Below are 26,639 nucleotides of genomic sequence, written 5' to 3'. Positions count from 1 at the left end.
CGATTCTCAGTAAGTGTCTGATCCGGGACGAAAATAACTCAAAATCCGCGGCGCCTCAGGCGATGAACTGTTCCATCGTGATTCGATCGTCGAGCGCATGCTCCGGATCGAACATCAGCGTCAGGTCGCGCATGCGGTCGATCTCCACCTCCACGCGTGCGACATCCCGCACCTCGCGCTGGTCGGCGACGGCGCTCACCGGGCGCTTCTCAGCCTCCAGGATGCGAAGCGAGATGCGCGCGCGATCGGGCAGGATCGCGCCCCGCCAGCGACGCGGGCGGAACGGGCTGATCGGCGTCAGTGCCAGCATCGCGGAGCCAAGCGGCAGGATCGGGCCGTTCGCGGACAGGTTGTAGGCGGTGGAGCCTGCGGGGGTCGCTGCCAGGATGCCGTCGCAGACCAGCTCGGGCATCACCACCCGATCGTTCACGCTGACCTCGATCTTGGCCGCCTGGCGCGTCTCGCGCAGCAGCGACACCTCGTTGATCGCGGGCAGGCGGCGAACCTCGCCCGAGATCGTCTCCGTCAGCATCTCGAGCGGAGAGACCTTGAACGGCTTCGCGCGCGCCAGCCGCTCGTCGAGGCCACCCAGGCGCCACTCGTTCATCAGGAACCCGACGGTGCCGAGGTTCATGCCGAAGACCGGCACGTTGGACCGGCACTCCAGCAGCTGGTGCAGCACCTGGAGGAGGAAGCCGTCGCCGCCCAGCGCGACCACCAGCTCGGCCTCTTCCAGAGACGCCCATTCATACTGCTCGCGCAGTTCTCGCTCCGCCTCCTGCGCAGCGGGCGTCGGGGAGGCGATCAGCGCTCGGCGCAGCGGCGTGGTCATCCGCCGGTGACGCTCATGTGACGGGCAACGGCGGGGGCCGCGCCGGGCGCGATCCGGAAGTCGTGTGCGGCGGGCTTGCGCGCCATGGCGGCCTCGATCGCCGCATCGACCGCGGGCGGGCCGCCGTCGCGCAGGGCCGCGCGGAGGTCGACATGCGCATCCTGCCCCAGACAGAGGTAGAGCAATCCTTCGGTCGTCAGTCGCACGCGATTGCACCCGTCACAGAAGTTGGCGGTCAGCGGGGAGATGAGGCCCAGCCGCGTGGTGGTGCCCGCGAGCTGCCAGTAGCGGGCGGGGCCGGCGGTGCGGAAGGCATCCCGCACGAGAGAAAACCGCGCCGAGAGGTCCTCGAACACCTGGGGCAGCGGCAGGAACCGGTCGGTACGATCCTCGTCGATGACGCCGAGCGGCATGGTTTCGATGAGGGAGAGGTCGAAGCCCTGCTCCCCGCACCAGGCGAGCATGGGCGCGATCTCGTGCTCGTTGAGCCCCTTGAGGGCCACCATGTTGATCTTGATGGCGATGCCGGCCGCGCGCGCCGCCTCGATTCCTTCCAGCACCCGCGCCAGGTCGCCGGTCCGGGTGATATGCCGGAAGGTGTCGGGGTCGCGGCTGTCGAGGCTGACGTTGATGCGCCGGATCCCCGCCGCCGCCAGCGCCCCGGCATGCCGCGCGAGACGGGTGGCGTTGGTCGTCATGGTGAGCTCGTCGAGCCCGTTGCCCAGCCGGCTTCCCAGCCGCTCCGCCAGAGCCACCGTGTCGCCGCGCATCAGCGGCTCGCCGCCCGAGAGACGGATCTTGTGCACGCCGCGGGCGATGAAGCACTCCGCCAGGGTCGCGATCTCGTCGACGCTCATCAGGCGTTCGCGCGGCAGGAACTGCATCGTCTCCGACATGCAATAGCGGCAGCGGAGGTCGCATCGATCCGTCACGGAGATGCGCAGGTAGCGAATGGTGCGGCCATGCGCATCGATCAGGGCGGAGGCGCTTGCCATGCCCCTGAGCTAGGGCTTCGCCCGAGATGAGACAAGGCCGTGGCGGATTGGCGAACCCGTGCCGGGCGGCTAGGGTCCGCGCATGGGGCAGATGGGCGCAGTCGGCACGAGCCAAGGCATCGCGAACCCGATGCTGTTCCTTCTCTCCTTTCGGCAGCGCGACGAACTGTCGAACCTCTATGCCAAGGCTGGGTGGCAGGTGATCGCCGCCCGCCGCAGGGACGGTGTTGCACAGCGGTTTCGAACGAGCGGCGCCCCTGTCGCCGTCGTCGATGCGCGCGGCGCGCTGGAGGACGGGCTTGCCGCGCTGGCGGACCTTGCGGCGCCGGTATCGGACGCGCCGGGCGCGCTGCTGGCCTTGTTGTCGAAGGGGGATGCCGCGCGCCTGGACGACGTGCTTGCCGCCGGCGCCACCCATTTTCTGGTGAGCCCCGTCACCGAGATCGAGCTGGCGCAGGCGGTGCGCTTCGCCTTCCGCCACGTCGAGCGCCTGGGGGGTGGCTGGCGGGACCTGGACGGGCGCGCCGGGGCGCTTGCCTGGTCCTATGACCGGGCAAGCGATCGCCACCGCCTTTCTCCTGCCCTGGCCGCGATGCTGCATCTCGATCTTGCGCCGACGACGCATGCGCTGCTGGGGGCGCTGCCGAAATCCGCGCGTGCGAGCTTGCGCGACGCGCGCCGCAGCCTGGACGCACGGCGTCCGGCGGTCGCCTTTGCACAGACCGTTCCGGGACAAGGCCGGATGGTGGTGCATCTGCAGCGCGATCTGCAGGGCGGCGGCATGCGCGCGCTGGTGGAGCCCCTCGTCGCGGACGGCGGCGCCGCGCAGGCACCGGCCGGGCCGGAAGTATGTGACCTCGCTGGCGCCACCGCCTGGATCGACGGGCGGCTGGGCGCGGGGCGCGCGGTTTCGCTGTCGCTGGTGTCCCTGGGCGGTGTGGAAGCGATCAATCGGGACCTTGGGAGGGAGGCAGGCGACTGGCTGCTGCGCGCGGCGCTACGCCGGATCGAGGCAGCGGTCGGCGAACCGCTCGGCCGGCGGGCGGTGGTCGCGCGCGCAGAAGGCGCCGAGTTCCTGATCGGGGCATTCGGTGTGGGGCAAGCGCAGATGCAGCGTGCGGACGCCGCGGTCCGCCAGGCGCTGGCGCGTCCGTTCGTGACCGGCGAGCAGGTCGCGCGGCTCTCCACACGCATCGGTCACGTGACGAGCGTTGCAGGAGAGACCGCGGCCCAGTTGCTTCAGAGGGCGCGGTTCGCGGCCGACGCCGCAGAGGGCGATCGGCGGCGGCGCGAAGAACTCGACGGGCTGGCGCTCGATATCCCGCAGGCGATCGAGCGGGACGAGGTGGAAATCCTGTTCCAGCCGCAGGTGGCGATCGGCGGCGGCCGCATCGTGGGCGTGGAGGCGCTCGCGCGCTGGCGGCATCCCACACGGGGCGAGATCGGCGCGGAGGCTCTGTTCGGAGCGGCGGAGCGCGCCGGGCTCTCCGTCGCGCTCTCCGAGCATGTCCAGCGCTGCGCCCTGCGTCGCGCCGCGCGCTGGCCGGAGAGCCTCGCCCGCCTGCGCTTGTCGATCAACGTGACGGCGGAGGACGTAGCCCACCCCGGTTTCGCCGACCTGCTGCTCGACCGGGTCGACGCAAGCGGCTTTCCGCGCAACCGGCTGACGGTGGAGATCACCGAAAGCGGGCTGATCGAGGACTTGGGGGAGGCGTCCGGCCTGCTCGCAGAACTGCGCACCGGCGGATGCCGCGTGGCGATCGACGATTTCGGGACGGGCTATTCGAGCCTTGCCTATCTGAAGGCGCTGCCGCTCGACTATCTCAAGATCGACAAGAGCCTGACCCAGGACATCACCGGATCGCCGCGCGACCGCGTGGTGGTGCGGGGGGTGATCGACATGGCGCGATCGCTTGGTCTCGCCGTCGTGGCGGAAGGAGTCGAGACGGAGGAGCAGCTGGACCTGCTCGCCAAGGAAGGCTGCCAGTTCTTCCAGGGCTATCTCTGCGCCGAGCCGCTCGCCTTGCCGGCGCTGGAGGCGCTGGTCGCCGCGTCCTGAGCGGCTATTTCGCGGCTTGCTGCGCCTGGTACCGCTCCACGGCCTCAGACCGGCGCAGGATGCGCGCCATCGGGTCGATCACCAGATGGACACCGGCAGGCACGGTCAGGCTACCCTGATTGCCGGTCATGGAAACGGTTTCCAGGCGTTCGCCGACCTGCACCTCGACGGGCAGGGGGAAGGGACGGTCGTTCGGCGTCTTCCAGCGCAGGTGCAACTGGTCGCCGTTGCGGGTCTCGACCAGCTCGGGCAGTGCCGCCTCGTGCAGATAGATGCCGAAGAACCAGTCGAGGTCGCGCCCGGCCGCCTGCGCCGCCAGCTTTTCGAACTCGGCGGTGGTCGCGAAGCGCGGTTCGAAATTGCCCGGGCGCGGGTCCGGCCGTCCATACACCAGGCGGCGGGTGGCGTCGAAGAAGGCGGCGTCGCCGATCAGGTTGCGCAAGGTGTGGAGCACCCACGCCCCCTTGAAGTAGATGTCGGCGCCTGGGCCGCCCTTTCCGTCCTCATAGACTTCCTCGCTGGTGCGCGAGGTGCCGGAAACCAGGGGCGCCTTGTTGAAGATGCGCAAGCGCTGCTGCGCCATCATGGCGGCGTAGCGGGCCTCGCCCTCGCGCCAGCGGCCGTAGAGCGGCTGCATGTACTGGCCAAAGCCCTCGTGCAGCCAGAAGTCGTCCCAGTCGGCCGCCGTCATCTGGTTGCCGAACCATTCGTGGCTCAGCTCGTGCTGGAACAGCCAGTCGAAGCCCTCGGGCGCTTGGGCATAGTTGTTGCCATAGGCGTTGATGGTCTGGTGCTCCATGCCCATGTGCGGCGTCTCGACGACCCCCAGCTTCTCCGCGCCGAACGGGAAGGGGCCGATCAGCGTTTCGAAGAAGTCGAGCGTCGGTGCGAATTCGGCGAACAGCCGCTTCGCCTGCGCCTCCTTGCCAGGCAGGTACCAATAGTGGAGCGGCACGCTGTTGCCGAAGCGGCTGCGATAGCTGCCGGACAGCTCCGCATAGGGGCCGATGTTGAGCGCGACGTCATAGGGGTTGATCGTGGTCGCCCGCCAGTTCCAGGTCGTGCGCCCGTCCGGCAGCGTGTCGACGCCCAGCAGCACACCGTTCGAGGGCGCCTTCAGCCCCTTGGGCACGGTGATGTGGAGCGTGACGACGGCGGGTTCGCCCTGGGGGAAGTCGAAGCACGGCCAGAACAGGTCGCAGCCATAGCCCTGTGCCGTGGTCGCCGCCCAATGGGAGCCGTCCGGCGCCTGCGACCAGACGATGCCGTCGTCCCAGGGCGCCCGGACCGCGACATGCGGCGTGCCCGCATAGGTGATGCGCAGGGGTATGCTCGCACCGGCGGCAACCGGGCTGTCCGGCGTCACGGTCAGCACGCCGTCGACATGGCTCCAGGCGGCCCGCGGCAGTGTCTTGCCGGCGAGCGCGACCTCGGAAACCGGTAGATTGGTGTCGAGGTCGATCAGCAGCCGCTGGACGGGTGCGAGGGTGTGCAGCTCCAGCGTTGCGACACCGGACAGCTGCTGACGCGACGGGATCACCTCGATCGCGAGGTCGGCCGAATGCAGCCGCAGGGCAGCGCGCTCGGCAGTCAGTGCTCCGCCCGAACGCTGGGTCTGCGCGCTGATGGGGGGCATTCCCTTCTCGATCGGGTGGGCGGACGCGGGGAGCGAGAGCAGAAGCGGGAGGAGCGGCGCAGCGTTCTTGAACATCGCTACTTCATGGGCGACGTGGCTGCGCCCCACAAGCCGGCGGGGAGCGTGGTTGCGGTCGACCGGCGATTGATGCCGCCGCGCCACATCCCCATATACAGGCCAATGGCGCCGGCGTGCGGCGCCGCCGGAGTTTGCATGAACAAGTCCTATCCTGTCTTGCCGCTGCGCGATATCGTGGTTTTCCCGCACATGATCGTTCCGCTGTTCGTCGGCCGCGACAAGTCGGTCGCGGCGCTGGAAGCGGCGATGGCGGCCGACAAGGAGATCTTCCTGGTCGCCCAGCTCGATCCTGCGGAGGACGATCCCAGCCGCGACGATCTCTACGACATGGGCGTCACCGCCGAGGTGCTGCAGCTGCTCAAGCTGCCGGACGGCACGGTTCGCGTGCTGGTGTCGGGCAAGGAACGTGCCGCGCTCGACACGCTCGACGAGAGCGGCAGCTTCCTGACCGCCAGCGTCGCCCCTGTTGAGGGTGCGGTTGCCGAGGGTACGGAGGTCCAGGCGCTGATGCGCTCGGTCGTCGACCAGTTCGAGAATTACGCGAAGCTCAACCGCAAGCTGCCGTCCGAAACGGCTGGCCAGCTGGGCGAGCTGGAGGATCCGTCGCGCCTGGCCGATGCGGTCGCCGGCAACATCGCCGTGAAGGTCGCGGACAAGCAGTCGCTGCTGGTCGAGAGCGATCCCGTCAAGCGGCTGGAGATGGTCTTCGCCTTCATGGAAGGCGAGCTGGGCGTGCTCCAGGTGGAGAAGAAAATCCGCAGCCGCGTGAAGCGGCAGATGGAGAAGACCCAGCGCGAATATTACCTCAACGAGCAGTTGAAGGCGATCCAGCGCGAGCTCGGCAACGAGGGCGAGGAAGGCGAAGGCGACGAGATCGCCGAGCTGACCCAGAAGATCGCGACGCTGAAGCTGTCCAAGGAAGCGCGTACCAAGGCGACGGCCGAGCTCAAGAAGCTCAAGACCATGGCGCCGATGTCGGCCGAGGCGACGGTGGTGCGCAACTATCTCGACGTGCTGCTGGGGCTGCCCTGGGGCAAGCGCTCCAAGCTCAAGAAGGACCTGCCCACCGCGCAGGCCGTGCTCGACCAGGACCATTATGCGCTGGAGAAGGTGAAGGACCGGATCGTCGAATATCTCGCGGTCCAGGCGCGCACCAACAAGCTGAAGGGGCCGATCCTGTGCCTCGTCGGACCTCCCGGCGTCGGCAAGACCTCGCTCGGCAAGTCGATCGCCAAGGCGACGGGGCGCGAGTTCATCCGTCAGTCGCTGGGCGGCGTGCGCGACGAGGCCGAGATCCGCGGCCACCGCCGCACCTATATCGGTTCGCTGCCGGGCAAGATCGTCACCAACCTGCGCAAGGCGGGGGCGAGCAATCCGCTGTTCCTGCTCGACGAGATCGACAAGCTCGGCCAGGATTTCCGCGGCGACCCCGCCTCGGCGCTGCTGGAAGTGCTCGATCCGGAGCAGAACGCGAAGTTCAGCGACCATTACCTCGAGATCGACATCGATCTGTCGGACGTGATGTTCGTGTGCACGGCCAACTCGCTCAACCTGCCGCAGCCGCTGCTCGACCGCATGGAGATCATCCGGCTGGAGGGGTACACCGAGGACGAGAAGGTCGAGATCGCCGAGCGGCACCTGATCGCCAAGCAGATCGACGCGCATGGGCTGAAGGAAAGCGAGTTCGCGCTCACCAACGAGGGCCTGCGCGACCTGATCCGCTACTACACGCGCGAAGCCGGCGTCCGCACGCTGGAGCGTGAGATTGCCAAGCTCGCGCGCAAGGCGCTGCGCCGCATCCTGGAAGGGAAAGCGGAGAGCGTCACGGTGACGCCGGAGAACCTCCACGAGTTCGCGGGCGTACGGAAGTATCGCTTCGGCGTGGGCGAGGAGGAGCACCAGATCGGTGCCGTCACTGGCCTCGCCTGGACCGAGGTGGGCGGCGAACTGCTCACCATCGAGTCCGTGACCGTGCCCGGCAAGGGCGCGATCAAAACGACCGGCAAGCTCGGCGACGTGATGAAGGAGTCGGTCGAGGCGGCGATGAGCTTCGTGAAGGCCCGTGCCCCCACCTATGGCATCAAGCCGAGCCTGTTCGCGCGCAAGGACGTGCACGTCCACCTGCCCGAGGGCGCGGTGCCCAAGGACGGTCCTTCGGCGGGCATCGGCCTGGTCACCTCGATCGTCTCGACGTTGACGGGCGTGCCGGTGCGGCGTGAGGTGGCAATGACCGGCGAGGTAACGCTGCGCGGCCGCGTGCTGCCGATCGGCGGCCTCAAGGAAAAGCTCCTGGCGGCGATGCGCGGCGGTATCACCACCGTGCTGATCCCGCAGGAGAACGAGAAGGACCTGGCCGACCTCCCCGCGAACATCCGCCAGGGGCTGGAGATCGTGCCGGTCAGCCACGTCGACGAGGTGCTGCGGCTGGCGCTCACCGGCCCGCTGGAGGCGATCGACTGGACCGATGCCGACGAGCTGGCGGTGCAGCCGCCGGCGGCGGTGCCAGGCATCGGCGAGGTACGTCACCACTGATCCCGACGCTTCGGTCAAGGGCCGCGGGGGGTGGAGTAACCACTCCCGCGCGGCCTACGCCGGTGCGGCTGGATGGCGCATCCCTGGGGTGGGGTGCGGCCGAATTGCTTTGACAGGGCCGGGGAGAGGCGCATTAACTGCCCCGGCTGCCGGGGGGGCGGAAAGGCCGATCGCGTGCCCTGCTCCCCAACGACAAAAAGGGGTTAGAACGAATGAACAAGCAGGAGCTGATTGGTCAGGTCGCCGATCTTTCGGGACTGGGCCGCGGTGATGCGACCAAGGCAGTCGAGGCGGTGTTCGAGTCGATCTCGGCCGCGCTCAAGAAGGGCGACGAGGTGCGTCTGGTGGGTTTCGGCACCTTCTCTGTCAGCAAGCGCAAGGCGTCGACCGGCCGCAACCCGCGCACCGGCGAGCCGATGACGATCAAGGCATCCTCGCAGCCCAAGTTCAAGGCGGGCAAGGGCCTGAAGGACTCGGTCAACTGATCGACCTTGCGGGTTTTTGAGGCGAAGGGGCTGGACAGCCTGGTTTCCACCGCCTAAAGGCCCGCTTCCCGTTTCGCCGAAAGGCGCACGGGCGCGTAGCTCAGTGGTAGAGCACTGTGTTCACACCGCAGGGGTCGCTGGTTCAATCCCAGCCGCGCCCACCATATCGAACCCGCGCCGTCCGGCCGCTCCAGCATTGCTGAAGAGGCCGGGCGGCGTTGCGGTTTTCGGGGCTCGTCTCCTGCTTATCGGGGCGTGAGCTCGACCAGCGCGCCATTATCGCCGTCGCGCAGGATCCAGAGCGATCCGCCGGGCCCTTCCTCCACCTCGCGGGTGCGTGCGCCAAGGCCGATCCGCGCCACTTCGCTGGCTCGGTCGCCGATCACACGGACGCGGACCAGGCCCTGCTGCACCAAGCCGGCAAGCAGGAAGTCGCCGGTCCAGCCCGCGAAGGTCGAGCCGCGATACTGGATCATTCCGCCCGGCGCGATCACCGGCGACCAGCTGACCAGCGGCGCTGTGTAGGCGCTGTTCGTGGAATGCCGGGGAATCGAGGTTCCGTCGTAATTGTCCCCTTCGGACACCCGCGGCCAGCCATAGTTCTTGCCCGCGACGATCAGGTTGAACTCGTCTCCACCGGCAGGACCCATCTCGGATTCGAACAGCCGTCCGTCCGCGGCGAACACCAGCCCATAGGGGTTGCGGTGGCCAAGGCTCCAGATCTCGGGACGGGCATCGGCTGTGGATGAGAAGGGGTTTCCGGCGGCCGGAGTGCCGTCAAGGTTGATCCGGACGATCTTGCCGAGGGTTCCGGCCATGTCCTGTGCGGGCGCTCCTTGCTGGCGCTCCCCCGTGCTGATGAACAGGTATCGGCCATCCGGCGCGAAGGCGAGCCGCCCGCCCAGCTGCCCGCCCGTCGTCGCCGGGGTCTCCCGCCAGATCACCACGACATCCTCCAGGCGTGGTGTCCCGGAGAGGGTGAGGGTCGCACGCGCGACCGCGAGCCGTTCTCCGCCCGAAGCCGCCTCCGCATAGGTGATCCAGATGCGATTGTTCGAGGCGTAGCCGGGATCGAGGACGACGTCCTGCAAGCCCAGTTGACCGGCAAACCGGACGGAGGGCACGTTTGCGACCGCAGTCTTGGCGCCGGATTGGGTGACGAGTTGCAGGCGCCCGGGCTTTTCCGTCACGAGCATGCGGCCGTCCGGAAGAAACACCATGGCCCACGGGTTGTCGAAGGTGGCTACCACCCGTTGGTCGACGGCGACGACCGGCTCGGGAGTCGGGGAGGGGGTCGGCGTGGGAGTCGGTGTCGGAGAGGGGGTGGGCGTCGCGACCGGGGGTGGCGAACCGCTCTCTGCGCCATCATCACCACCGCACCCCGCCAGGCTCACCGCCAAGAAGGCCCAGAGAAACGAACTTGCCCGCATCTTGTGCTGCTCCATCCGCGATCACCCGCTTGGCTGGATTAGCGCACCTCTCGCCCACCGATGCAATGGGCGCTCGCCGGTATCTTGTTGCCGAACAATTTCACGCCCTGGACTATCCCGTGGACTGCGCTGCCCGGCTCCATTCTTGCGCAAGAAGGTGATCCGCGCGAGCGGTTGGCGTCCTGCACGCCCTCCGATCTTCGGCTCAGGTTCGTTCGGGGAAGGTCCGGGCACTGTTCATCGGGGGGTAGGTGTCGCCCGCGGTTCGGCTCATCGCGTCGCGATGAACCAAAGCCGGGCGCTGGGGGTTAGCCAGGGAAGACGCGGTGGCGGACCGAGTAAGATCCCCTGCCGCGCCTGGATATTTTCCCCGAGGAAAGGGAGCATGATCTTGAACACCACCCTCTTGAAGATCGCCGTGGGCATGGCCTGCGCATTGCCGTTGGGCGCCTGCATGGGGGACGACTATGGCCGTCCCGGCTACAACAGCCAGAACGGTTATGGCCAGTCAGACTACCGCCGCGGGGATGATCGCCGCCGTGAGGGCGAGCGCCGACGGCGCCTGTCCGAAAACGACCGGATCTATCGGGGCAATGACGGCCGCTATTACTGCAAGCGCGACGACGGGACCGAAGGGACCATCATCGGCGGCCTGGCGGGCGGCGTGCTCGGGAACATCATCGCCCCGGGCGGCTCGAAGACGCTCGGCACCATCCTGGGTGCGGGCGCGGGTGCGCTGGGCGGACGCGCGATCGACCGCAACAGCGTCGAATGCGACTAAGCAGAAGGCTTCCGGCGCGCGACAGGCTCGCGCGCCGGAGTTTCTCTCATCAGAAGCGCGTGCGCACGCCGACTGCGTAGAGGCTGTCGTCGGTGCGGGTGTCGCGCCACAGGAAATCCTGGTCGATGTAGCTGCGATAGCGGGACCGCAGGATGTTGCTGCCCTCGACCGTCAGGGTCACGTTCTTGTTGATGTCATAGCCCAGGCTGAAGTCCAGGCGGCCGTTGGGCCGGACGTAGTTCAGCCAGGTCTCCGTGCCGACCGGCCGGACGTCGCCCGCGCCCGAGCGGTCCTCGTCGAAGTACTTCGAGCGATAGGTGTAGACCACGCGGGCCGAGATGCCGTTGCGATCGTACAGCAGGCCGGCGTTGAAGTTATACTTCGACACGCCTTGCAGTGTGTAGCCTGCCAGCGGATCATCGCCCCCGATCTTGGAATCGGCGAGGGTGAAGTTGCCGAAGGCGCCGAAGCCGGCAAGGTCGCCCGGCAGGAACGAGAAGAAGGTCTGGGCGCTGACCTCGATGCCCTTCAGCTTGGCACTGCCGACGTTGCGGGGGCGCGAGATGTTGTAGACGATGCCGTCGATCTCTTCGGCGGTCACGCCGTTGACGACCCGATCGCTGATGTCGCGGTAGTAGCCGGCGATCGCGAAATACCCGTCATTCCAATAATATTCGAAGGTCGCGTCGAAGCTGTCCGACTTCTGCGGGCGCAGGTCCGGATTGCCGCCGGAGCCGCTGTTGCGGATGTTAGGGTTCGTCGAGACGATGTAGTTGAGGCCCGGGTTGAGCGAGGCGAAGCTCGGCCGCGCGATGGTGCGTGCATAGGTAGCGCGTAGCTGGAGCCCGCCGCCGAGCTGCAGTCGCGCGCTGGCGTTGGGCAGCCAATCCGTGTCGCTGTTCGAGCTGGTGGTCGTCACCGGCGAGCCGCTGACGACGCCGGTGCCGGTGATGTCCCGGTCCGTGCGCGTGTACCGGACGCCGAGCTTGCCATCGAGAACCACCGGGCCGCTGCCGAACGGCACTTCGTACCCTGCCTGGACATAGCCGGCGTAGCTATTCTCCCCGACATTGAACTCACGCGTGGGGTCGAATGCAGGCTGGCCATCCGGCGCGCCGAAGAAGTCCCGGATGGTGGCCTGGCCGGAATCCGACAGCAGATAGTCGCGGGAGGGGAGCAGGAAGGGGGCCCCGTTGTTGATCTGCGGAATGCCCGGCGCGCGCTCCAACGGCAGGTCGATCGCCGTGATCGGCGTCGCGAACGAGCCTCCCGGCGGCGCGACGCCCAGCTGGACCTGCTGGAAGCGGGCGCTGCGATCGGCATAGCGGGCGCCGACCTCGATCGTCTTCAGGATCGTATCGGTCTCGTACGTCGCATCGCCCTTGACCGCGAACAGGCCGCCGCTGGAGCGCACATAGTCCTGGAACAGGGCGTTGATGAAGGTGAGGCCGCGTGCATCCGCCATGGGGTTGCCCGGCGCGGTGATCGTCGCGGTCTGATCGTCATTCACCAACGCGAGCGTCGCCTCCGGCACCCGCTTGCCGATGTCGACGATGAAGTTCTCGTTGTTGACGATCGAACGTTCGTAGCTGACGTCGACGTTCGCCTTCAGCCGGTCGCGGTCGAAGCGGAAGCCGCCTGCCGCGAGCCAGGTGTCGGTGCGATTGTTGTGCGCCTGGGTGGAGCTGAACGCCTCCAGGTTGTTGAACGTGGCGGAAGTGAAGCCGCACAGCTGCTGCTGCGTGATCTGCGTGGGGTCGGTGGTGGCGTTCGGGTTGAAGCCGTCCGGCCCGACGTTCGCCGTAAAGCAGTTGTCGCTGCGCACGATGTTGGAGACGCTCTCCGCCGTTCCCAGCCGATACTCGTAGAAGCCGGTCGAGAACTTGCTGCGGTAGGCCGAATAGAGGCCGTCGATGTAGATCTCGAGGCTGGGTGTCGCCTGCCACTGGATCGAGCCGTTGGCCTGGGGGCGCTGGTAGCGGCCGTATTCGTTGAGGCCGCCCGTCGAGATCGGCAGCAGAATGCCTTCGCTGCTGCCGCTGCCGGCACGCCGCTCCGCCACATAGTTGTACGGGCGGTTGAACGGGATGTCGTACCAGGAGACGTTGAGCAGCGCCCCGATCTCGCCGATGCTGGTGTCCCAGCGATCGGTGGCAAGGAAGCTCACCTGCGGCCCCAGCTTCTCCACGTTGGACGGGTAGTTGAGCTTGCCGCTGATCGCGATCGTCGGCTCGGTATAGTTGAACGGCTTGTTGAGGCGCAGGTCGATGGTACCGGCGACGCCGCCCTCGATCAGGTTCGCGGTGTTCGACTTATAGACGTCCAGCCGCGCGATCGCCTCGGCCGGCAGATCCTGGAAAGCGAAGGTGCGTCCATCGGACGTGAAGATTTCACGTCCGTCGAGCGTGGTGAGAATGTCGCCGAGGCCGCGGATTAGCGGGTTCTGGATCTCGTTGTTGCCGCCCACCGTCACCTGGACGCCCGGCACGCGCTGAAGCGCGGCGGCAGTCGTGGGATCGGGGAACTTGCCGATGTCCTGGGCGACGATTGAATCCACGACCTGGGCTGCCGTCCGCTTGATCTCGGCCGCGCGGGCGAGGCTGGCGCGGATACCGGTGACGACGATTTCGGAACCATCGTCGGCGGCAGTCGCATCACCCGCCTGGTCCGGGGCCTCGGCGGGCGAGCCGGCCGTCGACTGGGCTGTGCCTGCAGCGGCGCCATCCTGGCCGTTGGCTGGCGTGGTCCCTTCCTGCGCCGCCTGGGCATGGGCGTGGCCGGCAATGGCAAGGGCGATCACGGACGCGGTAAACGCGGGAATCCTGCGCATGAAACACTCTCCTGAACTCCCGGCGTGTCGGTCAGGGGCCTCCGCCGGTTCTTGTCGGATACTACGCTGCTGCTGCCACCGGTTCAAGCATACTTGTCTTATTATATATGCGGTCTCAGGCTCGGGCCGGTGGGTCGTCTACCAGCGTCGGAACGGCGTCGAAGTCTGGGGCGATGCTTCCTGAGAACCGAAGCAACCGGCGCGATAAGCAGCGTGCGCCCCCCATTCAGGCGCGTCGGCCGGGAGCATCAAAAGGGGGCGCAGAACGGCCGAACAGGTTCTTTGGCCCGGGCTGTTGCTGCCGCTCAGTCCGCGGCCGCACCCTGTTCAGCCGTGGGGGCCTGTTGCCGCAGGAACGCGATCACGTCGGCGCGGTCCACGCCGTTCGGCATCCCTGCATAGATCATCGAAGTGCCCGGTGCGAACCGCTGTGGGTTCTGGAGCCAGGCGTCCAGACGCTCGGGCGTCCAGATCCCGCCGATTGCCTCCAGTGCGGCGGTGTAGCCGAAGCGGCGACTGCCGGCAGCGACCGGGCGTCCCACGACTCCGTGAAGGTTCGGTCCGTTACGATCGCCGCCGCCCGGAGCAACGGTGTGGCAGGCGGCGCACTGGCGGAACAGCCGCCGGCCCTGCGCGACGTCTGCTTGCGCGAGCCGCTCGACAAGAGGGGCGCGGGATCGCGCGTCCGCCCGGCGCGGATCGCTGCTGGACCCGTCACAGGCGGCGGGGACGGCGAGCACGGCGATCGCGATCCACCGGGGCAGCATGCGGCGACCGGCGGCTCGCCGGCCGTGCTCTCCGGTGTGCCATTTCTGCGCGCTGTCGGTGCGACGAAAACCGCTCATTGCGCAGCCATAGGGAGTCGCAAAGCGCGTGGCGAGGGATCCCTGGCGGCCCGGCCGGCTTGTCACGCTTCTGTAACGTTCCCGTCACCGCGTTGTCTCCGGAATCGCATCAACGTGTCACCTCCGCTGCCTAGGAGGGCCGCCGAGGCCGATGGGGGAACGTCCTCCGATCGGTCGCGCCTGTCCTGCAAGCCCCGGGGTTTTTCCCGGAACGGAGATTTCATGGCCGACCTGAAGCGCATGAGCCTGATCCTGCTGACGAGCTGCGCCGCGGTGGCGCTGGCCGGCTGCGACGGTTCCTCGAGTGTGGCATCGCCTGGCGAAGGCACCGTAGTGATCCCGGGAACGCCGACCCCGACGCCGACCCCTCAGCCCACGCCGACCCCGACGCCCGGCACGCCGGCCGCGGACTGCCCGACCGGCACCAGCAACGTCGGCGTCATCGGCAACTATCGCAGCTGCCGCCTGCCGTCGCAGATCACCTCGGCGCTGTCGCTGCCGAAGGTCGCAGGCGTCGCCTATGAGATGAACGGCCGCGTCGACGTGGGCGTCGACATCGGCGGTGCAGGCAACGCTCCGGGCGGCGTCAGCGCGACGCTGACCATCGCGCCGGGCGCGATCGTCTATGCAAAGGCCGACGGCGACAACGACTTCCTGGTGGTGAACCGCGGCTCGCGGCTGGTTGCCGAGGGCACCGAGACCCAGCCGATCATCTTCACCGCGCAGCAGAACCTGACCGGCGAAGTGACCGACGAGACGCAGGGGCTGTGGGGCGGCATCATTCTCGCCGGCCGCGCGCCGATCTCGAACTGCAACGCCACCGTCTCGCCGGGTTCGGCGCAGTGCGAGAACGTCGTCGAAGGCACCAGCACCGCGCTGTATGGCGGCGCGACGCCCACCGACAACAGCGGCACCATCCGCTACGTCCAGATCCGCTACTCGGGCACGATCATCAGCCCGAATAATGAACTGCAGGGCCTGACGCTGGGCGGCACCGGTTCGGGCACCGCCATCGACCACGTCCAGGTCCACAACAGCTCGGACGACGGCATCGAGATCTTCGGCGGCCGCACCAACCTGCGCTACCTGGTGATGACCGGCGCCGATGACGACGGCCTGGATACCGATGTGGGTTGGCAGGGCTTCGTCCAGTTCCTGCTCGCGATCCAGAAGCCGAACAACACGCAGAGCGACACCTACGCGACGGAGATCGACTCCAACGGCAACGAGGACGTGCTGCCGCGCCAGCGCTACAATCTCGCCAACTTCACCTTCGTGCATACGTCGAGCGGCGTGAACGCGGCGATCCGTATCCGCGGTGGTGCCGACGCACGCTTCGTCAACGGCATCGTCGTCAGCCCGGTCGCCTGCCTGAACATCGTCGCGGGCGCCGATGCCAGCGGCAAGACCACGATCCGCCCGGCCAACCCGGCGCTCGAGGATCAGGGTCCGCCGATGTTCGACTCGGTGCTGTTCGGCTGTGCGAACCCCTATGCGGAGACCACCGTCAACAACATCACCGTCACCAGCGCCGAACAGCGCGCGGTGTTCACGGCCGGCACGAACAACCTGGAGAATGGTTCGGGCCTGCTGTCCAACACCTACTTCCCGGCCGGTGCCGCGCTTTCGGCGACGCCGTTCGACGCCTCCACCCTCAACCCGACGGGCACCAGCTTCCTGGTGAAGACCAGCTACGTCGGCGCGGTGAATGGTGCGAACGACACCTGGTACCGCGGTTGGACCTGCAGCTCGAACCGGGCGGCATTCGCGACCAGCGCCAGCTGCACCGCGCTTCCCAACTAAGACCGATGGGCGGGGGACGTTCGCGTCCTCCGCCCCACATTTCCTGACCAGACCGCCGGGGCAGCAGCCATGAAGAAGACCGTGTTCCTGACCACTCTGCTCGCCTCGACAGCCTGGGCGCTGCCGGTTCAGGCGCAGACCACCACCACGCCTGCGACCCCGCCGGCCGGAACCACCGTCTCCCCGGACGCGGGTGCGCCCGCCGAACCGGAGGTCGACGTGTCGACGCCGGGCGCGGACATGGGCGGCGAGATCGTGGTGGTCGGCCGCAACATTCCCGACGCAGTCCGCGCGACCCCGCAGGTCGTGAACGTCCTTTCCACCGCCGACATCGCGCGGACCGGGGAAGGCGACATCGCCGGCGCGCTGCAGCGGGTGACCGGCCTTTCGGTCGTGGGCAACGGCTTCGTCTATGTCCGCGGTCTGGGTGACCGCTATTCTTCGTCGCTGCTCAACGGGTCTCCGCTGCCCAGTCCCGAGCCGCTGCGCCGCGTGGTGCCGCTCGACATCTTCCCCACCAACGTCATCGCCTCTGCGCTGGTGCAGAAGAGCTATTCCGTGAACTATCCCGGCGAGTTCGGCGGCGGCGTGGTGAACCTGACCACCCGCGCCGTCCCCGAGGAGACCTTCCTTCAGATCGGCGGCTCGCTCAGCGCCGACACGGTCACGACCAGCGAACTCGGCTACGTCTATGATGGCGGCCGCTACGACTGGACCGGGTTCGACAGCGGCGAGCGCGACGTGCCGGGCTTCGTCAACGGTGCAGGTGCGGACGGCACCTCGCTGACGCCGGCGCAACTCACCCAGATGTCGAACGCGCCCACGACGCTGCTTCAGGAGAATGCGCAGCTTCCGGCGAATTATTCCGCCGAGATGAGCTTCGGCACGGCCAAGGATGTCGGCGCCACGCGCATCGGCGTGATCGCGGCGGCGGGCTTCAGCAACACCTGGCGCACCCGCGACGCGGTCCAGCAGGTTACCGACAGCCCCGACGCGATCCTGCTGCGCGACTTCCACACCGTGCTGACCGACAATCGCGCGATCCTGAACGGGTTGCTGGGGCTGGGCGCCGAGTTCGGCGAGAACCGCATCCGCTTCACCAACCTCTATGTCCACGACACGCTGAAGCAGGGGCGGCTGTCGCGCGGCTCGACCGCGAACATCGGGACGCTGCCCAACGGCATCGATCCCTTCATCACCCAGAACACCAACTGGTTCGAGCGGCAGCTGATCGACAGCCAGGTCGTCGGCGAGTTCAAGCTGGGCGACGTCTCGCTCGACCTGCGCGGCGCCTACGCCAACACGCAGCGCAACGCGCCGTACGAGCGCGCCTTCACCTACCAGTACAACGAGGGGCTGGAGCGCTACACCAACAACCTGTCCGGGCTCCAGTCCGCCAGCGTCGCCTTCAGCGAGCTCGACGAGGACCTGTGGTCCGGCCAGGCGAACGTCAGCTGGAAGGTCCCCGCGGCGCGGGAGATCATTCTGTCGGCGGGCTATGCGTACAACGACACCGACCGGGACTCGACGCGCTACACCTTCCAATATTCGGCCGCCAACAACGGCGCGCTCGATCCGGTGATCTCGCAGCTACGGCCGGACTATCTGCTGTCCGACTATACGGTGCTCACCAACGGCATCTATCTGCGCAACACCTCCACGGGGCAGGGCGCAGCCGCCTATAGCGCGAGCCTGCGCGTCCATGCCGGCTATGCACAGGCCGAAGCGGAAGTCCTGGACGGCCTGCGCGGTACGCTGGGCGTCCGCTACGAGGATGCGGTGGAAGAGGTGCTGCCGTCGGGCGGCGCCGCCGGCACGCGGCTTGCCAACGATTACTGGCTGCCAGCCGCCACGATCACCTGGAACTTCGCCGAGGACATGCAGCTGCGGCTCCATGCCTCCAAGACGCTCGCGCGGCCGCAGTTCCGCGAACTCGCGCCCCAGCTCTACCAGGATTTCGAAAGCGACCGCCTGTTCTTCGGCAACGTGTTCCTGAAGGACTCGCAGCTCTACAACGGCGAAGCGCGCTTCGAATGGTATTTCGCGCGCGATCAGCGGCTTTCGCTTGCCGGCTTCTACAAGAAGATCGACGATCCGATCGAGGCCGTGGCGTTCTTCCCCGCAGGCACGGACACGCTCCAGACGGGCTTTGCCAACGCTCCGTCCGCACGGCTGTTCGGCGGCGAGGTCGAGTTCCAGAAGTACGTGCCGCTCGCCAGCCTCGGCGGGGATTTCTTCGCGACCCGCCGGCTCGTGCTGATCGCCAACTACACCTACACCGACTCCAAGATCAAAGCCGACGACAGCCTAATCGCAAGCCCGCTCCAGTCGGGTACCGAGCCGGTGCTCCGCCCGGCCAACGTGCTGTTCCAGGACGGTGCGCCGCTGGTGGGCCAGTCGGACCATCTGGTGAACCTGCAGTTCGGCATCGAGGATACCGAGCGGCTGTCCCAGCTGACGGTGCTGTTCAACTACGCGAGCGATCGCGTCACCAACCGAGGTCCCGTGGGCGGCGGCGGCGGCGTGCGTCTTCCCGACCTGGTGGAGCGTCCCGGCATCCGCCTGGACGTGGTGGGCCGGCAGGGCATCGAGGTTGCCGGCAAGGCCATCGAGGTGAAGGCGGAGGTCCGCAACCTGACCGGCACCCGCTATCGCGAGTCGCAGAGCTTCGCCGACGGCCAGCGAGTCGACATCAACAGCTATCGCCTCGGCCGCATCTTTTCGCTGGGTGCGAGCATCACCTTCTGATTGGCGGGGCCGGAAGTAGCGCTAACGACCTTGCGAAGTGAGCGGCAAGAACCGGCCCAGTCGCTGTCATCGAATCTCCACCGACCGCGTGCATGGAAGAGGGACTCGCGGGCACTTCTGGAGTATATAACGCAGGTGAGTGTCGCGTGAGCTGAGGAGGGACATACTCGCGCGGTGGGTGCGGTTCGCCGGCACCGCCAATGGAGAGTACGATGCAGAGGGAAGACGACCTTCAGTATTACTACAAGCGCGCTGAGACCGAGCTGGAGCGGGCGCAGAGCGCGGTCGACCCGGCGGCGGTGAAGGCGCACTACCTGCTTGCTGGCTATTACCTTGACCGGGTCTACAACCGCGAGCTTCCGGCCGGTCATGGCCGCTAAGCAGGGCCCTAGCCCGGAAGAGCTGGAGCGCCAGGCGCTCGGCGCGCCTTCGCTCGCGGAGGCGCAGGCGATCGCGCAGCACGCGGATCAACTGCGGCGGCGCAGCGGCATGGGCTCGCTGCGACCGCGCGGCATGCTGTCTCCGATCTTCCGCAACTGACGATGCCGCGTTCCGATCGGAACCGGCTCACCAGCCCCAGGGGCGCTCCCGAAACCATTTGGTGAGCACATATTTGGTGCCCGCGCGCACCTTCATGCCGTGGTGGATGGTCGAGGGGTTGCACGACCCGTCCGGCCGCTTGTTGTTCCACGCGAGGAGCTTGCCGGTTTCCGGCTGAACGATCTTGTCGATCGCCTTGAACCGCGTCGCGCCACCTGCCTCTGGTTCGTTAAGGTACAGCATGACCGTCCAGGTACGGTTTCCCGCCACCCCGCAGTATCGCTGGAAGTCGATGCCGGTCGGCTCGAAATAGTCGGTGTGGGCCTTGAACTCCTGACCCACGGCATAGCGCTGGCCCTGCAGCGGCTCGCCATGGGCCGGGTCGATGCCGCAGAAGCGGTGAATGCGCGCCTCAACCTCCGCGACCTCGGGATCGAACCGGTCCAGGTCGCAGGTCTCACTGGTGCGGAATGCCGCGTCGCCGTTGGAGTCGGAGATGGTGGAGGGCCGACGCTGCGCGTCGATCCGCGCGATCATCGCCGCGCAGAGTTCCGGCGGCAGGAAATTCCGGACCATGAACAGCGCGAGCTTGGGGCTGGGCACCCGCTGCACGCCCGGTTGCGCGAGAATTTGGGCGATGATCGGTTCCGCCGGAAAGCCGGAGCCGAGCGAGGGGGATGTCAGCGTCTGCATGAGGGTGTTTCCTGCCAAAGTCCGGGCCGCGTTTCCAGCCGAAGGCTGCCAGGCCCGAGGGTGGGGACATTCTTTGCGCCGGATGTGCGACACGCGCTTGACGAAGTTCACCGACCGCGTCTAAGCGGCCGGCTTCGCGGCGACCGTAGTTCAATTGGTTAGAGCGCCGGCTTGTGATGCCGGAAGTTGCGGGTTCAAGTCCCGTCGGTCGCCCCACTCCTTTCCCTGACACGCGGATATTTAGCCAGTGCAGACCGACTGGGGCTTCCCCGATTTCGACGATCACGAAGGCGTGCATCTCTTCTCGGATCGGGAGACCGGCCTCCAGGCGGTAGTCGCGGTTCACTCCACCAAGCTGGGTCCGGCCGCCGGCGGCGTGCGCTTCTGGCACTATGCCGACAGTGCTGCTGCGATCACGGACGCGCTGCGCCTCTCGCGCGGCATGAGCTACAAGAACGCGATGGCTGGCCTGCCGCTGGGCGGTGGCAAGGGCGTCGTGCTGGCTGATTCGGCACGCACCAAAACCCCCGAAATGCTCCAGGCGTTCGGCCGCGCGGTCGAGTCGCTGGGCGGCCGCTACATCACAGCCGAGGATGTCGGCATTTCCGAAGCGGACATGACGGCAATCGCCAAGGCGACTCGCTATGTCTCCGGCCTTCCGGCTGAGGGCGAGAACGTCGGTGGCGATCCGGGGCCCTACACGGCCAAGGGCGTGTATCTGGGCGTTCGTGCCGCAGCCGAGCGTGCGCTGGGTGCCAGCGACATGAAGGGCGTTCGCGTCGCGGTCCAGGGCCTCGGCAGCGTCGGTGGTCGGCTGGCTGAGATGCTCGCCGCCGATGGCGCCGTGCTGACGGTTGCCGATGTGGATGCAGCCCGTGCGCAGCGCTTCGCCGATGCCCATGGCGCCACCGTGGCGGCGCCCGACGCAGTGCTGACAAGCGAGGTCGACATCGTCAGCCCGAACGCGCTGGGTGCGATCTTGGACGCAGCGACGATCGACGCGCTCCGCTGCAAGGCGGTGGCCGGCGGCGCCAACAACCAGCTGGCGACTCACGCGGACGGCGCGCGCCTGCACGGCCGCGGCATCCTCTATGCGCCCGATTATGTCATCAACGCGGGCGGCATCATCAACGTCGCGCTGGAGTATCTGGGGCAGGGCGACCGCGCCGAGGTCGACGCGCGCATCGGCCAGATCCCGGAGCGACTGGTCGAGGTCTGGGACGAAGCGGAGCGCACCGGCGCCTCGCACGCCGAGGTCGCGGACCGCCTGGCGCAGCGCCGCATCGGGCGCTGAGCCGGCCCGCCGGTCTTCCGGCGAACTCGGAGAGGTTGCTGACCCGGGCCGCGGTCTGTGCAGAGGTTCCGCCTGGATGCCGAGCTTCCTCAGCACGACGGCAATTGGCGGGCCTGCGGTTCCCGCCGCACCAGTTTGACCCGGCGCAATGTTGTGGAAAGCGCCATCGCCGAATAAGCGCAGGCTCGGGGTGACGCCCCGGGCAATTTCGCTTAACCCTTGTGGCTGATCGTGCCGACCCTCCACGCCTTTGCCAATCCGACGCGCTTCCTGTCGATCGCCCGTCCGCTGACGCCGGTGCTGCTTGCGCTCGGCGCGGCGCTGCTGCTGTTCGGCAGCTGGGCGGGGCTGACCCAGACGCCGCCCGACTATCTACAGGGCGAGACGGTCCGCATCCTCTACATCCATGTCCCCGCCGCCTGGCTGGGCATGGGCGGCTGGACCGGCATCGCCGTGTCCAGCATCACCTATCTCGTCTGGCGGCATCCGCTGGCGGCAATCGCCGCGCGGGCGGTGGCGCTGCCGGGGGCGGTGTTCGCGGGGCTCTGCCTCGGGACCGGCTCGATCTGGGGGCGCCCGACATGGGGCACCTGGTGGCAGTGGGACGGGCGGCTGACGTCGATGCTGCTGCTGTTCTTCGTCTACCTCGCCTATCTGGCGCTGTCGCGCGCCGATGCCGAGCGCGACGGAGACGGACGCATCCCCGCCTTGTTCGGCATCGCCGGCACCGCGCTGCTGCCGATCATCCGCTATTCGGTGATCTGGTGGCGCACCCTGCACCAGGGACCGAGCATCACGCTCACAAAGTCTACCGTGGACAACAGCATCCTGTGGCCGCTGGGCTTCACGCTCGCCGGCTTCTCGCTGCTGTTCGTCGCGATCGTGCTGATGCGGATGCGGGCCGATCTCGCGCGCATCAAGGCGGAGGCGCGCCTGCGCCGGATGGCGGCCGCATGAACCCCTGGCCCTTCGTCATCGGCGCCTACGCGCTGACCCTTGGCGGCACCGCGGCGATGGCCGCGGCTGCCTGGATCGCCATGCGACGCGCCGAAGCCCAGGCCGAGCGCCAGAGGAAAAAGTGAAGCCCAAGCATCAACGCCTGACCCTGGTGGGGCTTGCCGTCGCCGCCGTCCTCGGCGCGAGCGGGCTCGCGCTCTCGGCCCTCCAGGGGGAAGCCGCCTTCTTCTACGCGCCGTCCGACGTCGCCAAGGCCGCGCCGCCCGTCGACCGAGCGGTGCGGCTGGGCGGCATGGTCGCGCCGGGATCCATCCAGCGCCAGCCGGACGGGGTGACGATCGCCTTCACCGTCACCGATGGCGCCGCGCAGGTGCCGGTGCGGTTCAGCGGCATCGCGCCCGACCTGTTCAAGGAGAACTCCGGCGTGGTGGCCGAAGGGCGCTTCCTTGCCGACGGCAGCTTCGTCGCGGACAACCTGCTGGCCAAGCACGACGAGCGCTACATGCCGCCCGAAGTCGCGGGCAAGATGCACAAGAGCGAGACGCTGGAGCCATGATCGCCGAAGCCGGGCTCGCGGCGCTGTGGCTGGCCGCCGCGCTGGCGCTGCTGCAGCTCGTCGCCGCGGCGCTGGGGCTGCGGATGACGCGCACCGCCACGCCTGCGCCCGGCGGCGTCCAGCTGGTCGAGGCGGTGCGGCCGGTCGCAGTCGTGCAGGGGCTGCTCACCGCCTTTGCCTTTGGTGCGCTGGTGCTGGTGTTCGTGCGTAGCGACTTGTCGGTGCTGCTGGTCGCGCAGAACAGCCATTCGGCCAAGCCGATGCTCTACAAGGTGTCGGCGGCATGGGGAAACCACGAGGGCTCGATGCTCTTGTGGGTGACGGTGCTTGGCCTTGCCGGTGCCGCGATCGCGCTGCTGGAGAAGCGCCTCGACCCGCGCACGTTGGTGGCGACGATGGGCGGCCAGGCGGCGATCGCGCTTGGATTCTTCGCGTTCCTGCTGATCGCCTCCAATCCCTTCGCGCGGCTTGATCCGGCGCCGGCGGAGGGCATGGGGCTCAACCCGCTGCTGCAGGACCCAGGCTTGGCCTTCCACCCGCCGACGCTCTACTTCGGCTATGTCGGGCTGTCGGTCGCCTTCTCCTTTGCCATCGGCGCGCTCGTCACCCGCGATGTCGGCCCGCAGTTCGCGCGCGCGATGCGCCCCTGGGTACTCGGTGCCTGGATCTTCCTGACGCTCGGCATCACCGCCGGCAGCTACTGGGCCTATTATGAGCTCGGCTGGGGTGGCTGGTGGTTCTGGGACCCGGTCGAGAATGCCTCGCTGATGCCGTGGCTCGCCGCCACCGCGCTGCTCCATTCGGTGACCGTGCTCGCCACCCGCGACGGGCTGCGTGCCTGGACGGTGATGCTGGCGGTGGTCGCCTTCTCCATGTCGATGGTGGGCACCTTCCTGGTTCGCTCCGGCATCCTCACCAGCGTCCATGCCTTTGCGGTCGATCCCAGCCGCGGCAGCTTCATCCTGGCGTTGCTGGTCCTCTACATCGGTGGCGCGCTGACGCTGTTCGGCCTGCGCATCGGCACGGTGCGGCAGGGCGCGACCTTCGAGCCGATCAGCCGCGAGGCCGGGCTGGTGCTCAACAACCTGCTGCTGTCGGTGATCCTCGGCATCGTCCTGATCGGCACGCTCTATCCGCTGGTCGCGCAGGCGATGGACGTGCAGCTTTCTGTGGGGCCGCCCTTCTTCAACAAGACCGTGGGGCCGATCGCGCTGCTGCTGGTCGTGGCGCTCGCTGCCGGACCGCTGCTGCGCTGGCGCCGCGACGATGCGCGGGCGCTCGGCCGGCGACTGCTGGTGCCGGCGATGGCGACCGGGGTAGTGCTGGTGGCGGTGCTGCTGCTCGCGCCGGAGACCGGCGTGCTCTCGCTGCTGGGGCTGGCGCTGTCCGCCGCTCTTGCGGTGGCGAGTGTGGCGCCGCTGTGGGGTCGCAACCTGCGCCGCACGCCGCTGTTCACCTGGGGCATGGTGATTGCGCACCTGGGAGTCGCGGTCAGCCTAGCCGGCATGGCGAGCGAGAGCGCCTTCACCCGCGAGGTGCTGGTGGCCGCTGGTGTGGGGGAGACCCAGCAGGTCGGCCCGTATCGTGTGACGTTGGAAGGCGTCCGTCCGGTAATCGGGCCCAACTGGACCGCCATCGAGGGGCGGATGCGCGTCGAGCGCGGCAGCCAGCGCTTCTGGATCGCGCCGCAGCAGCGCTATTTTGCGGCGCCGCCGACCGAGACGAGCGAGGCGGCGATCACCAGCGCGCTCGACGGCCAGCTCTACGTCGTGCTCGGCCAGGCGACCGAGGGCGGCAGGCGCCAGCTGCGCCTGTGGTGGAAGCCGCTGGTGACGCTGATCTGGCTGGGCGGCGCGCTGATCGCGATCGGCGGCCTGCTGTCGCTGGTCGGGCGGCTCTGGCGCGAGCGGCGGCCCGGCCACCGCGCAAGGCATGCGGAGGTGCTGGCATGAAGCGGTGGCTGCTCTGGGTGCCCCTGGCCGCGTTCGTGGTGCTGGTGATCGTGGTCGCGCTCAACCTGCGCCCCACCGACACCACCGTGCGCTCGCGGCTGGTGGGCAAGCCCTTGCCCGCATTCATCCTCGCCGCGTCCGTACCGGGTAAGCCCGGGCTTTCGGATGCCGCCTTCCGTGACGGCAAGCCGAAGCTGCTGAACGTGTTTGCCAGCTGGTGCGTGCCGTGCCTGGCGGAGGCGCCCAAGCTGCTGCGGCTGAAGGAAGCGGGGGCCGATATCCGCGCGGTGGCGATCCGCGACCGATCGACCGACGTGCAGCGCTTCCTCGCGGAGAATGGCGATCCATATGCGGCGATTGGCGACGATCCCACGAGCCAGGTGCAGCTCGCGCTCGGGTCGTCCGGCGTGCCGGAGACGTTCGTGATCGACGGCAAGGGGATCATCCGCGCGCAGCACATCGGCGACATTCGCGACAGCGACGTACCCGAGCTGCTCCGCGCGCTGGAGGCGGCGCGATGAGCCGCGCGACGCTTGCCGCGCTGGCGCTGTTGCTCGCCGCTCCGGCGCTCGCCCAGTCGGACCTGCCGCCGGCGCCGCTTGCCTATACCCAGCTGCCGGACTCGGCCAAGGAGGCCGAGGCAAAGGCGCTGATGAACACGCTGCGCTGCCTGGTCTGCCAGGGGCAGTCGATCGCCGACAGCGATGCCGAGATGGCCGGCGACATGCGCGCGCTCGTGCGCGAGCGGATCGCAAAGGGTGAGAAGCCCGAAGCGGTGCGCGCGTGGCTGGTCGAGCGCTATGGCAGCTATGTGAGCTACGATCCGCCACTGGATGCCGCGACGCTGCCGCTGTGGATCGCACCGCTGGTGCTGCTGGCGGCGGGCATCCTGCTCGCGCGGCGCAGCATCCGCCGGCGCAGGAGGGCGTGATGGGCTGGGTGATGTTGGGCCTGCTGGCGGTCGCGTCGGGGCTGCTGCTGTGGCGGCTGCGGGTCGCGCCCGCGCTCTGGTCGCTGGTCGGCGCCGCGATGATGCTGGGGGCGATAGGCTATTCGGTGCAGGGCCGGCCGGGCCTTTCCGGTGTCTCGGCCGAAGGGCAGCGCGAACGCCGCACAATTGATCCGAGCCTGAAGGAATTGCGGCAGGCGATGTTCGGCCGCTTCAACTTCGAGGAAAGCTACTTCATCGCCTCGGACGCGCTGCTGTCGTCGGGCGCGGTGGCACCGGCGGCGCAGGTGATGCTGGGAGCCGTGCAAAAGGCGCCCCAGAGTGCGGCCTTGTGGACCTGGCTCGGCATGATGCTGGTGGAAAAGGATGGCGGCACGCTGTCTCCCGCCGCCAAGCTCGCGTTCGAGCAGGGAATGCGGCTGGCCCCGAAGCATCCTGGGCCCGCCTTCTTCTATGGCCTGGCGCAGGCGCGGACCAACGACTTCGCCCGCACCCGCGAGTTGTGGATGCGCGCGCTGGCGCTGACGCCGGAGGACGTGTCGTATCGGCAGGACATCGCCGTCCGGCTGGTGCTGGTCGACCGACTGCTTCAGTTGCAGGCGCGCGAGCGTGCCGCCGGCACCGCGCCGCCGCAGCCGCAATAA

General features: G+C 68.1%; 23 protein-coding genes and 2 tRNA genes. 18 read left to right on the top strand and 7 right to left on the bottom strand.

The features are described from left to right. Positions 1-55: 55 nt before the first annotated feature. Both ABDZ92_RS13510 and moaA read right to left on the bottom strand, forming a co-directional pair. Positions 56-832 carry an NAD kinase gene (locus tag ABDZ92_RS13510; protein WP_125962455.1) on the bottom strand — a complete coding sequence of 259 codons (777 nt, stop codon included), beginning with the start codon at positions 830-832 and terminating at the stop codon, positions 56-58. Then, the gene (gene moaA, locus ABDZ92_RS13505) at positions 829-1,827 is read right to left on the bottom strand and encodes a GTP 3',8-cyclase MoaA (protein WP_125962454.1); all 999 of its coding nucleotides are present in this window, start codon (positions 1,825-1,827) and stop codon (positions 829-831) included. The genes ABDZ92_RS13510 and moaA overlap by 4 nt, the downstream gene beginning before the upstream one ends. A gap of 82 nt (positions 1,828-1,909) precedes the next feature. On the opposite strand from moaA, the gene ABDZ92_RS13500 reads away from it, so the two are divergent. Continuing rightward, positions 1,910-3,886: a putative bifunctional diguanylate cyclase/phosphodiesterase gene (locus ABDZ92_RS13500; protein WP_125962453.1), complete on the top strand. Its 1,977-nt coding sequence runs from the start codon at positions 1,910-1,912 to the stop codon at positions 3,884-3,886. Between the two features lie 4 nt (positions 3,887-3,890). Here ABDZ92_RS13500 and ABDZ92_RS13495 read toward each other — a convergent pair whose 3' ends face one another. Beyond that, on the bottom strand, positions 3,891-5,597 hold the full coding sequence (locus ABDZ92_RS13495; RefSeq protein ID WP_125962452.1) for a M1 family metallopeptidase: 1,707 nt from the start codon (positions 5,595-5,597) through the stop codon (positions 3,891-3,893). Between the two features lie 138 nt (positions 5,598-5,735). Between ABDZ92_RS13495 and lon the strand changes: the two genes are divergently transcribed. The 3 genes from lon to ABDZ92_RS13480 all read left to right on the top strand — a co-directional run bounded on the left by lon (position 5,736) and on the right by ABDZ92_RS13480 (position 8,781). Continuing rightward, on the top strand, positions 5,736-8,132 hold the full coding sequence (gene lon / locus ABDZ92_RS13490; protein WP_125962451.1) for an endopeptidase La: 2,397 nt from the start codon (positions 5,736-5,738) through the stop codon (positions 8,130-8,132). 212 nt (positions 8,133-8,344) lie between these two features. Then, complete coding sequence (locus ABDZ92_RS13485) at positions 8,345-8,617, top strand: HU family DNA-binding protein (protein WP_125962450.1); 273 nt, start codon at positions 8,345-8,347, stop codon at positions 8,615-8,617. A gap of 89 nt (positions 8,618-8,706) precedes the next feature. Beyond that, positions 8,707-8,781 (top strand) — tRNA-Val (locus ABDZ92_RS13480). Positions 8,782-8,862: 81 nt separating this feature from the next. On the opposite strand, the gene ABDZ92_RS13475 is transcribed toward ABDZ92_RS13480, so the two are convergent. Continuing rightward, the gene (locus ABDZ92_RS13475; RefSeq protein ID WP_272695088.1) at positions 8,863-10,047 is read right to left on the bottom strand and encodes a PQQ-dependent sugar dehydrogenase; all 1,185 of its coding nucleotides are present in this window, start codon (positions 10,045-10,047) and stop codon (positions 8,863-8,865) included. A gap of 385 nt (positions 10,048-10,432) precedes the next feature. On the opposite strand from ABDZ92_RS13475, the gene ABDZ92_RS13470 reads away from it, so the two are divergent. Then, positions 10,433-10,828: a glycine zipper 2TM domain-containing protein gene (locus ABDZ92_RS13470; protein ID WP_239555501.1), complete on the top strand. Its 396-nt coding sequence runs from the start codon at positions 10,433-10,435 to the stop codon at positions 10,826-10,828. A gap of 49 nt (positions 10,829-10,877) precedes the next feature. Here ABDZ92_RS13470 and ABDZ92_RS13465 read toward each other — a convergent pair whose 3' ends face one another. After that, a complete protein-coding gene (locus ABDZ92_RS13465) occupies positions 10,878-13,658 on the bottom strand; it encodes a TonB-dependent receptor (protein ID WP_125961082.1) in 2,781 nt (926 codons plus the stop codon). Positions 13,659-13,963: 305 nt separating this feature from the next. Then, a complete protein-coding gene (locus ABDZ92_RS13460) occupies positions 13,964-14,503 on the bottom strand; it encodes a c-type cytochrome (protein WP_241211863.1) in 540 nt (179 codons plus the stop codon). Between the two features lie 222 nt (positions 14,504-14,725). Here ABDZ92_RS13460 and ABDZ92_RS13455 point away from each other — a divergent pair, with 222 nt between their 5' ends. From ABDZ92_RS13455 to ABDZ92_RS13440, 4 genes are all read left to right on the top strand, one after another. Beyond that, entirely contained in the window at positions 14,726-16,306 is a 1,581-nt protein-coding gene (locus tag ABDZ92_RS13455; protein WP_206432210.1) for a hypothetical protein, read from the top strand. A gap of 69 nt (positions 16,307-16,375) precedes the next feature. After that, positions 16,376-19,054, top strand: coding sequence for a TonB-dependent receptor domain-containing protein (locus ABDZ92_RS13450; protein ID WP_125961081.1), 2,679 nt, complete (start codon positions 16,376-16,378; stop codon positions 19,052-19,054). A 212-nt stretch (positions 19,055-19,266) separates the two neighbouring features. After that, the gene (locus ABDZ92_RS13445) at positions 19,267-19,434 is read left to right on the top strand and encodes a hypothetical protein (protein WP_164521292.1); all 168 of its coding nucleotides are present in this window, start codon (positions 19,267-19,269) and stop codon (positions 19,432-19,434) included. After that, positions 19,424-19,594 carry a hypothetical protein gene (locus ABDZ92_RS13440; RefSeq protein ID WP_164521291.1) on the top strand — a complete coding sequence of 57 codons (171 nt, stop codon included), beginning with the start codon at positions 19,424-19,426 and terminating at the stop codon, positions 19,592-19,594. Before ABDZ92_RS13445 ends, ABDZ92_RS13440 begins: the two co-directional genes overlap by 11 nt. Before the next feature lie 27 nt (positions 19,595-19,621). Here ABDZ92_RS13440 and ABDZ92_RS13435 read toward each other — a convergent pair whose 3' ends face one another. Then, positions 19,622-20,287, bottom strand: coding sequence for a prolyl hydroxylase family protein (locus ABDZ92_RS13435; protein ID WP_125961080.1), 666 nt, complete (start codon positions 20,285-20,287; stop codon positions 19,622-19,624). 139 nt (positions 20,288-20,426) lie between these two features. Here ABDZ92_RS13435 and ABDZ92_RS13430 point away from each other — a divergent pair. The 9 genes from ABDZ92_RS13430 to ABDZ92_RS13390 all read left to right on the top strand — a co-directional run bounded on the left by ABDZ92_RS13430 (position 20,427) and on the right by ABDZ92_RS13390 (position 26,639). Beyond that, positions 20,427-20,503, top strand: a tRNA-His gene (locus ABDZ92_RS13430). A gap of 31 nt (positions 20,504-20,534) precedes the next feature. Further along, on the top strand, positions 20,535-21,581 hold the full coding sequence (locus ABDZ92_RS13425; protein WP_125961079.1) for a Glu/Leu/Phe/Val family dehydrogenase: 1,047 nt from the start codon (positions 20,535-20,537) through the stop codon (positions 21,579-21,581). Positions 21,582-21,812: 231 nt separating this feature from the next. Continuing rightward, the gene (ccmC, locus tag ABDZ92_RS13420) at positions 21,813-22,538 is read left to right on the top strand and encodes a heme ABC transporter permease CcmC (protein ID WP_125961078.1); all 726 of its coding nucleotides are present in this window, start codon (positions 21,813-21,815) and stop codon (positions 22,536-22,538) included. Beyond that, a complete protein-coding gene (locus ABDZ92_RS13415; RefSeq protein ID WP_267495222.1) occupies positions 22,535-22,663 on the top strand; it encodes a hypothetical protein in 129 nt (42 codons plus the stop codon). The genes ccmC and ABDZ92_RS13415 overlap by 4 nt, the downstream gene beginning before the upstream one ends. Then, positions 22,660-23,094, top strand: a complete 435-nt coding sequence (ccmE, locus tag ABDZ92_RS13410; protein WP_125961077.1) for a cytochrome c maturation protein CcmE — start codon at positions 22,660-22,662, stop codon at positions 23,092-23,094. Before ABDZ92_RS13415 ends, ccmE begins: the two co-directional genes overlap by 4 nt. After that, complete coding sequence (locus ABDZ92_RS13405) at positions 23,091-25,046, top strand: heme lyase CcmF/NrfE family subunit (RefSeq protein WP_125961076.1); 1,956 nt, start codon at positions 23,091-23,093, stop codon at positions 25,044-25,046. The genes ccmE and ABDZ92_RS13405 overlap by 4 nt, the downstream gene beginning before the upstream one ends. Beyond that, entirely contained in the window at positions 25,043-25,567 is a 525-nt protein-coding gene (locus tag ABDZ92_RS13400; protein ID WP_125961075.1) for a redoxin family protein, read from the top strand. Before ABDZ92_RS13405 ends, ABDZ92_RS13400 begins: the two co-directional genes overlap by 4 nt. Beyond that, the gene (locus ABDZ92_RS13395; RefSeq protein ID WP_125961074.1) at positions 25,564-25,977 is read left to right on the top strand and encodes a cytochrome c-type biogenesis protein; all 414 of its coding nucleotides are present in this window, start codon (positions 25,564-25,566) and stop codon (positions 25,975-25,977) included. The genes ABDZ92_RS13400 and ABDZ92_RS13395 overlap by 4 nt, the downstream gene beginning before the upstream one ends. After that, complete coding sequence (locus ABDZ92_RS13390; protein ID WP_125961073.1) at positions 25,977-26,639, top strand: tetratricopeptide repeat protein; 663 nt, start codon at positions 25,977-25,979, stop codon at positions 26,637-26,639. The genes ABDZ92_RS13395 and ABDZ92_RS13390 overlap by 1 nt, the downstream gene beginning before the upstream one ends.

Source organism: Sphingomonas molluscorum, from assembly GCF_039522995.1.
In the GTDB taxonomy this organism is placed as follows: Bacteria; Pseudomonadota; Alphaproteobacteria; order Sphingomonadales; family Sphingomonadaceae; genus Sphingomonas; species Sphingomonas molluscorum.
The sequence above is the reverse complement of the archived record's forward strand: the minus strand, read 5'-3'. Positions and strand labels throughout refer to the sequence as shown.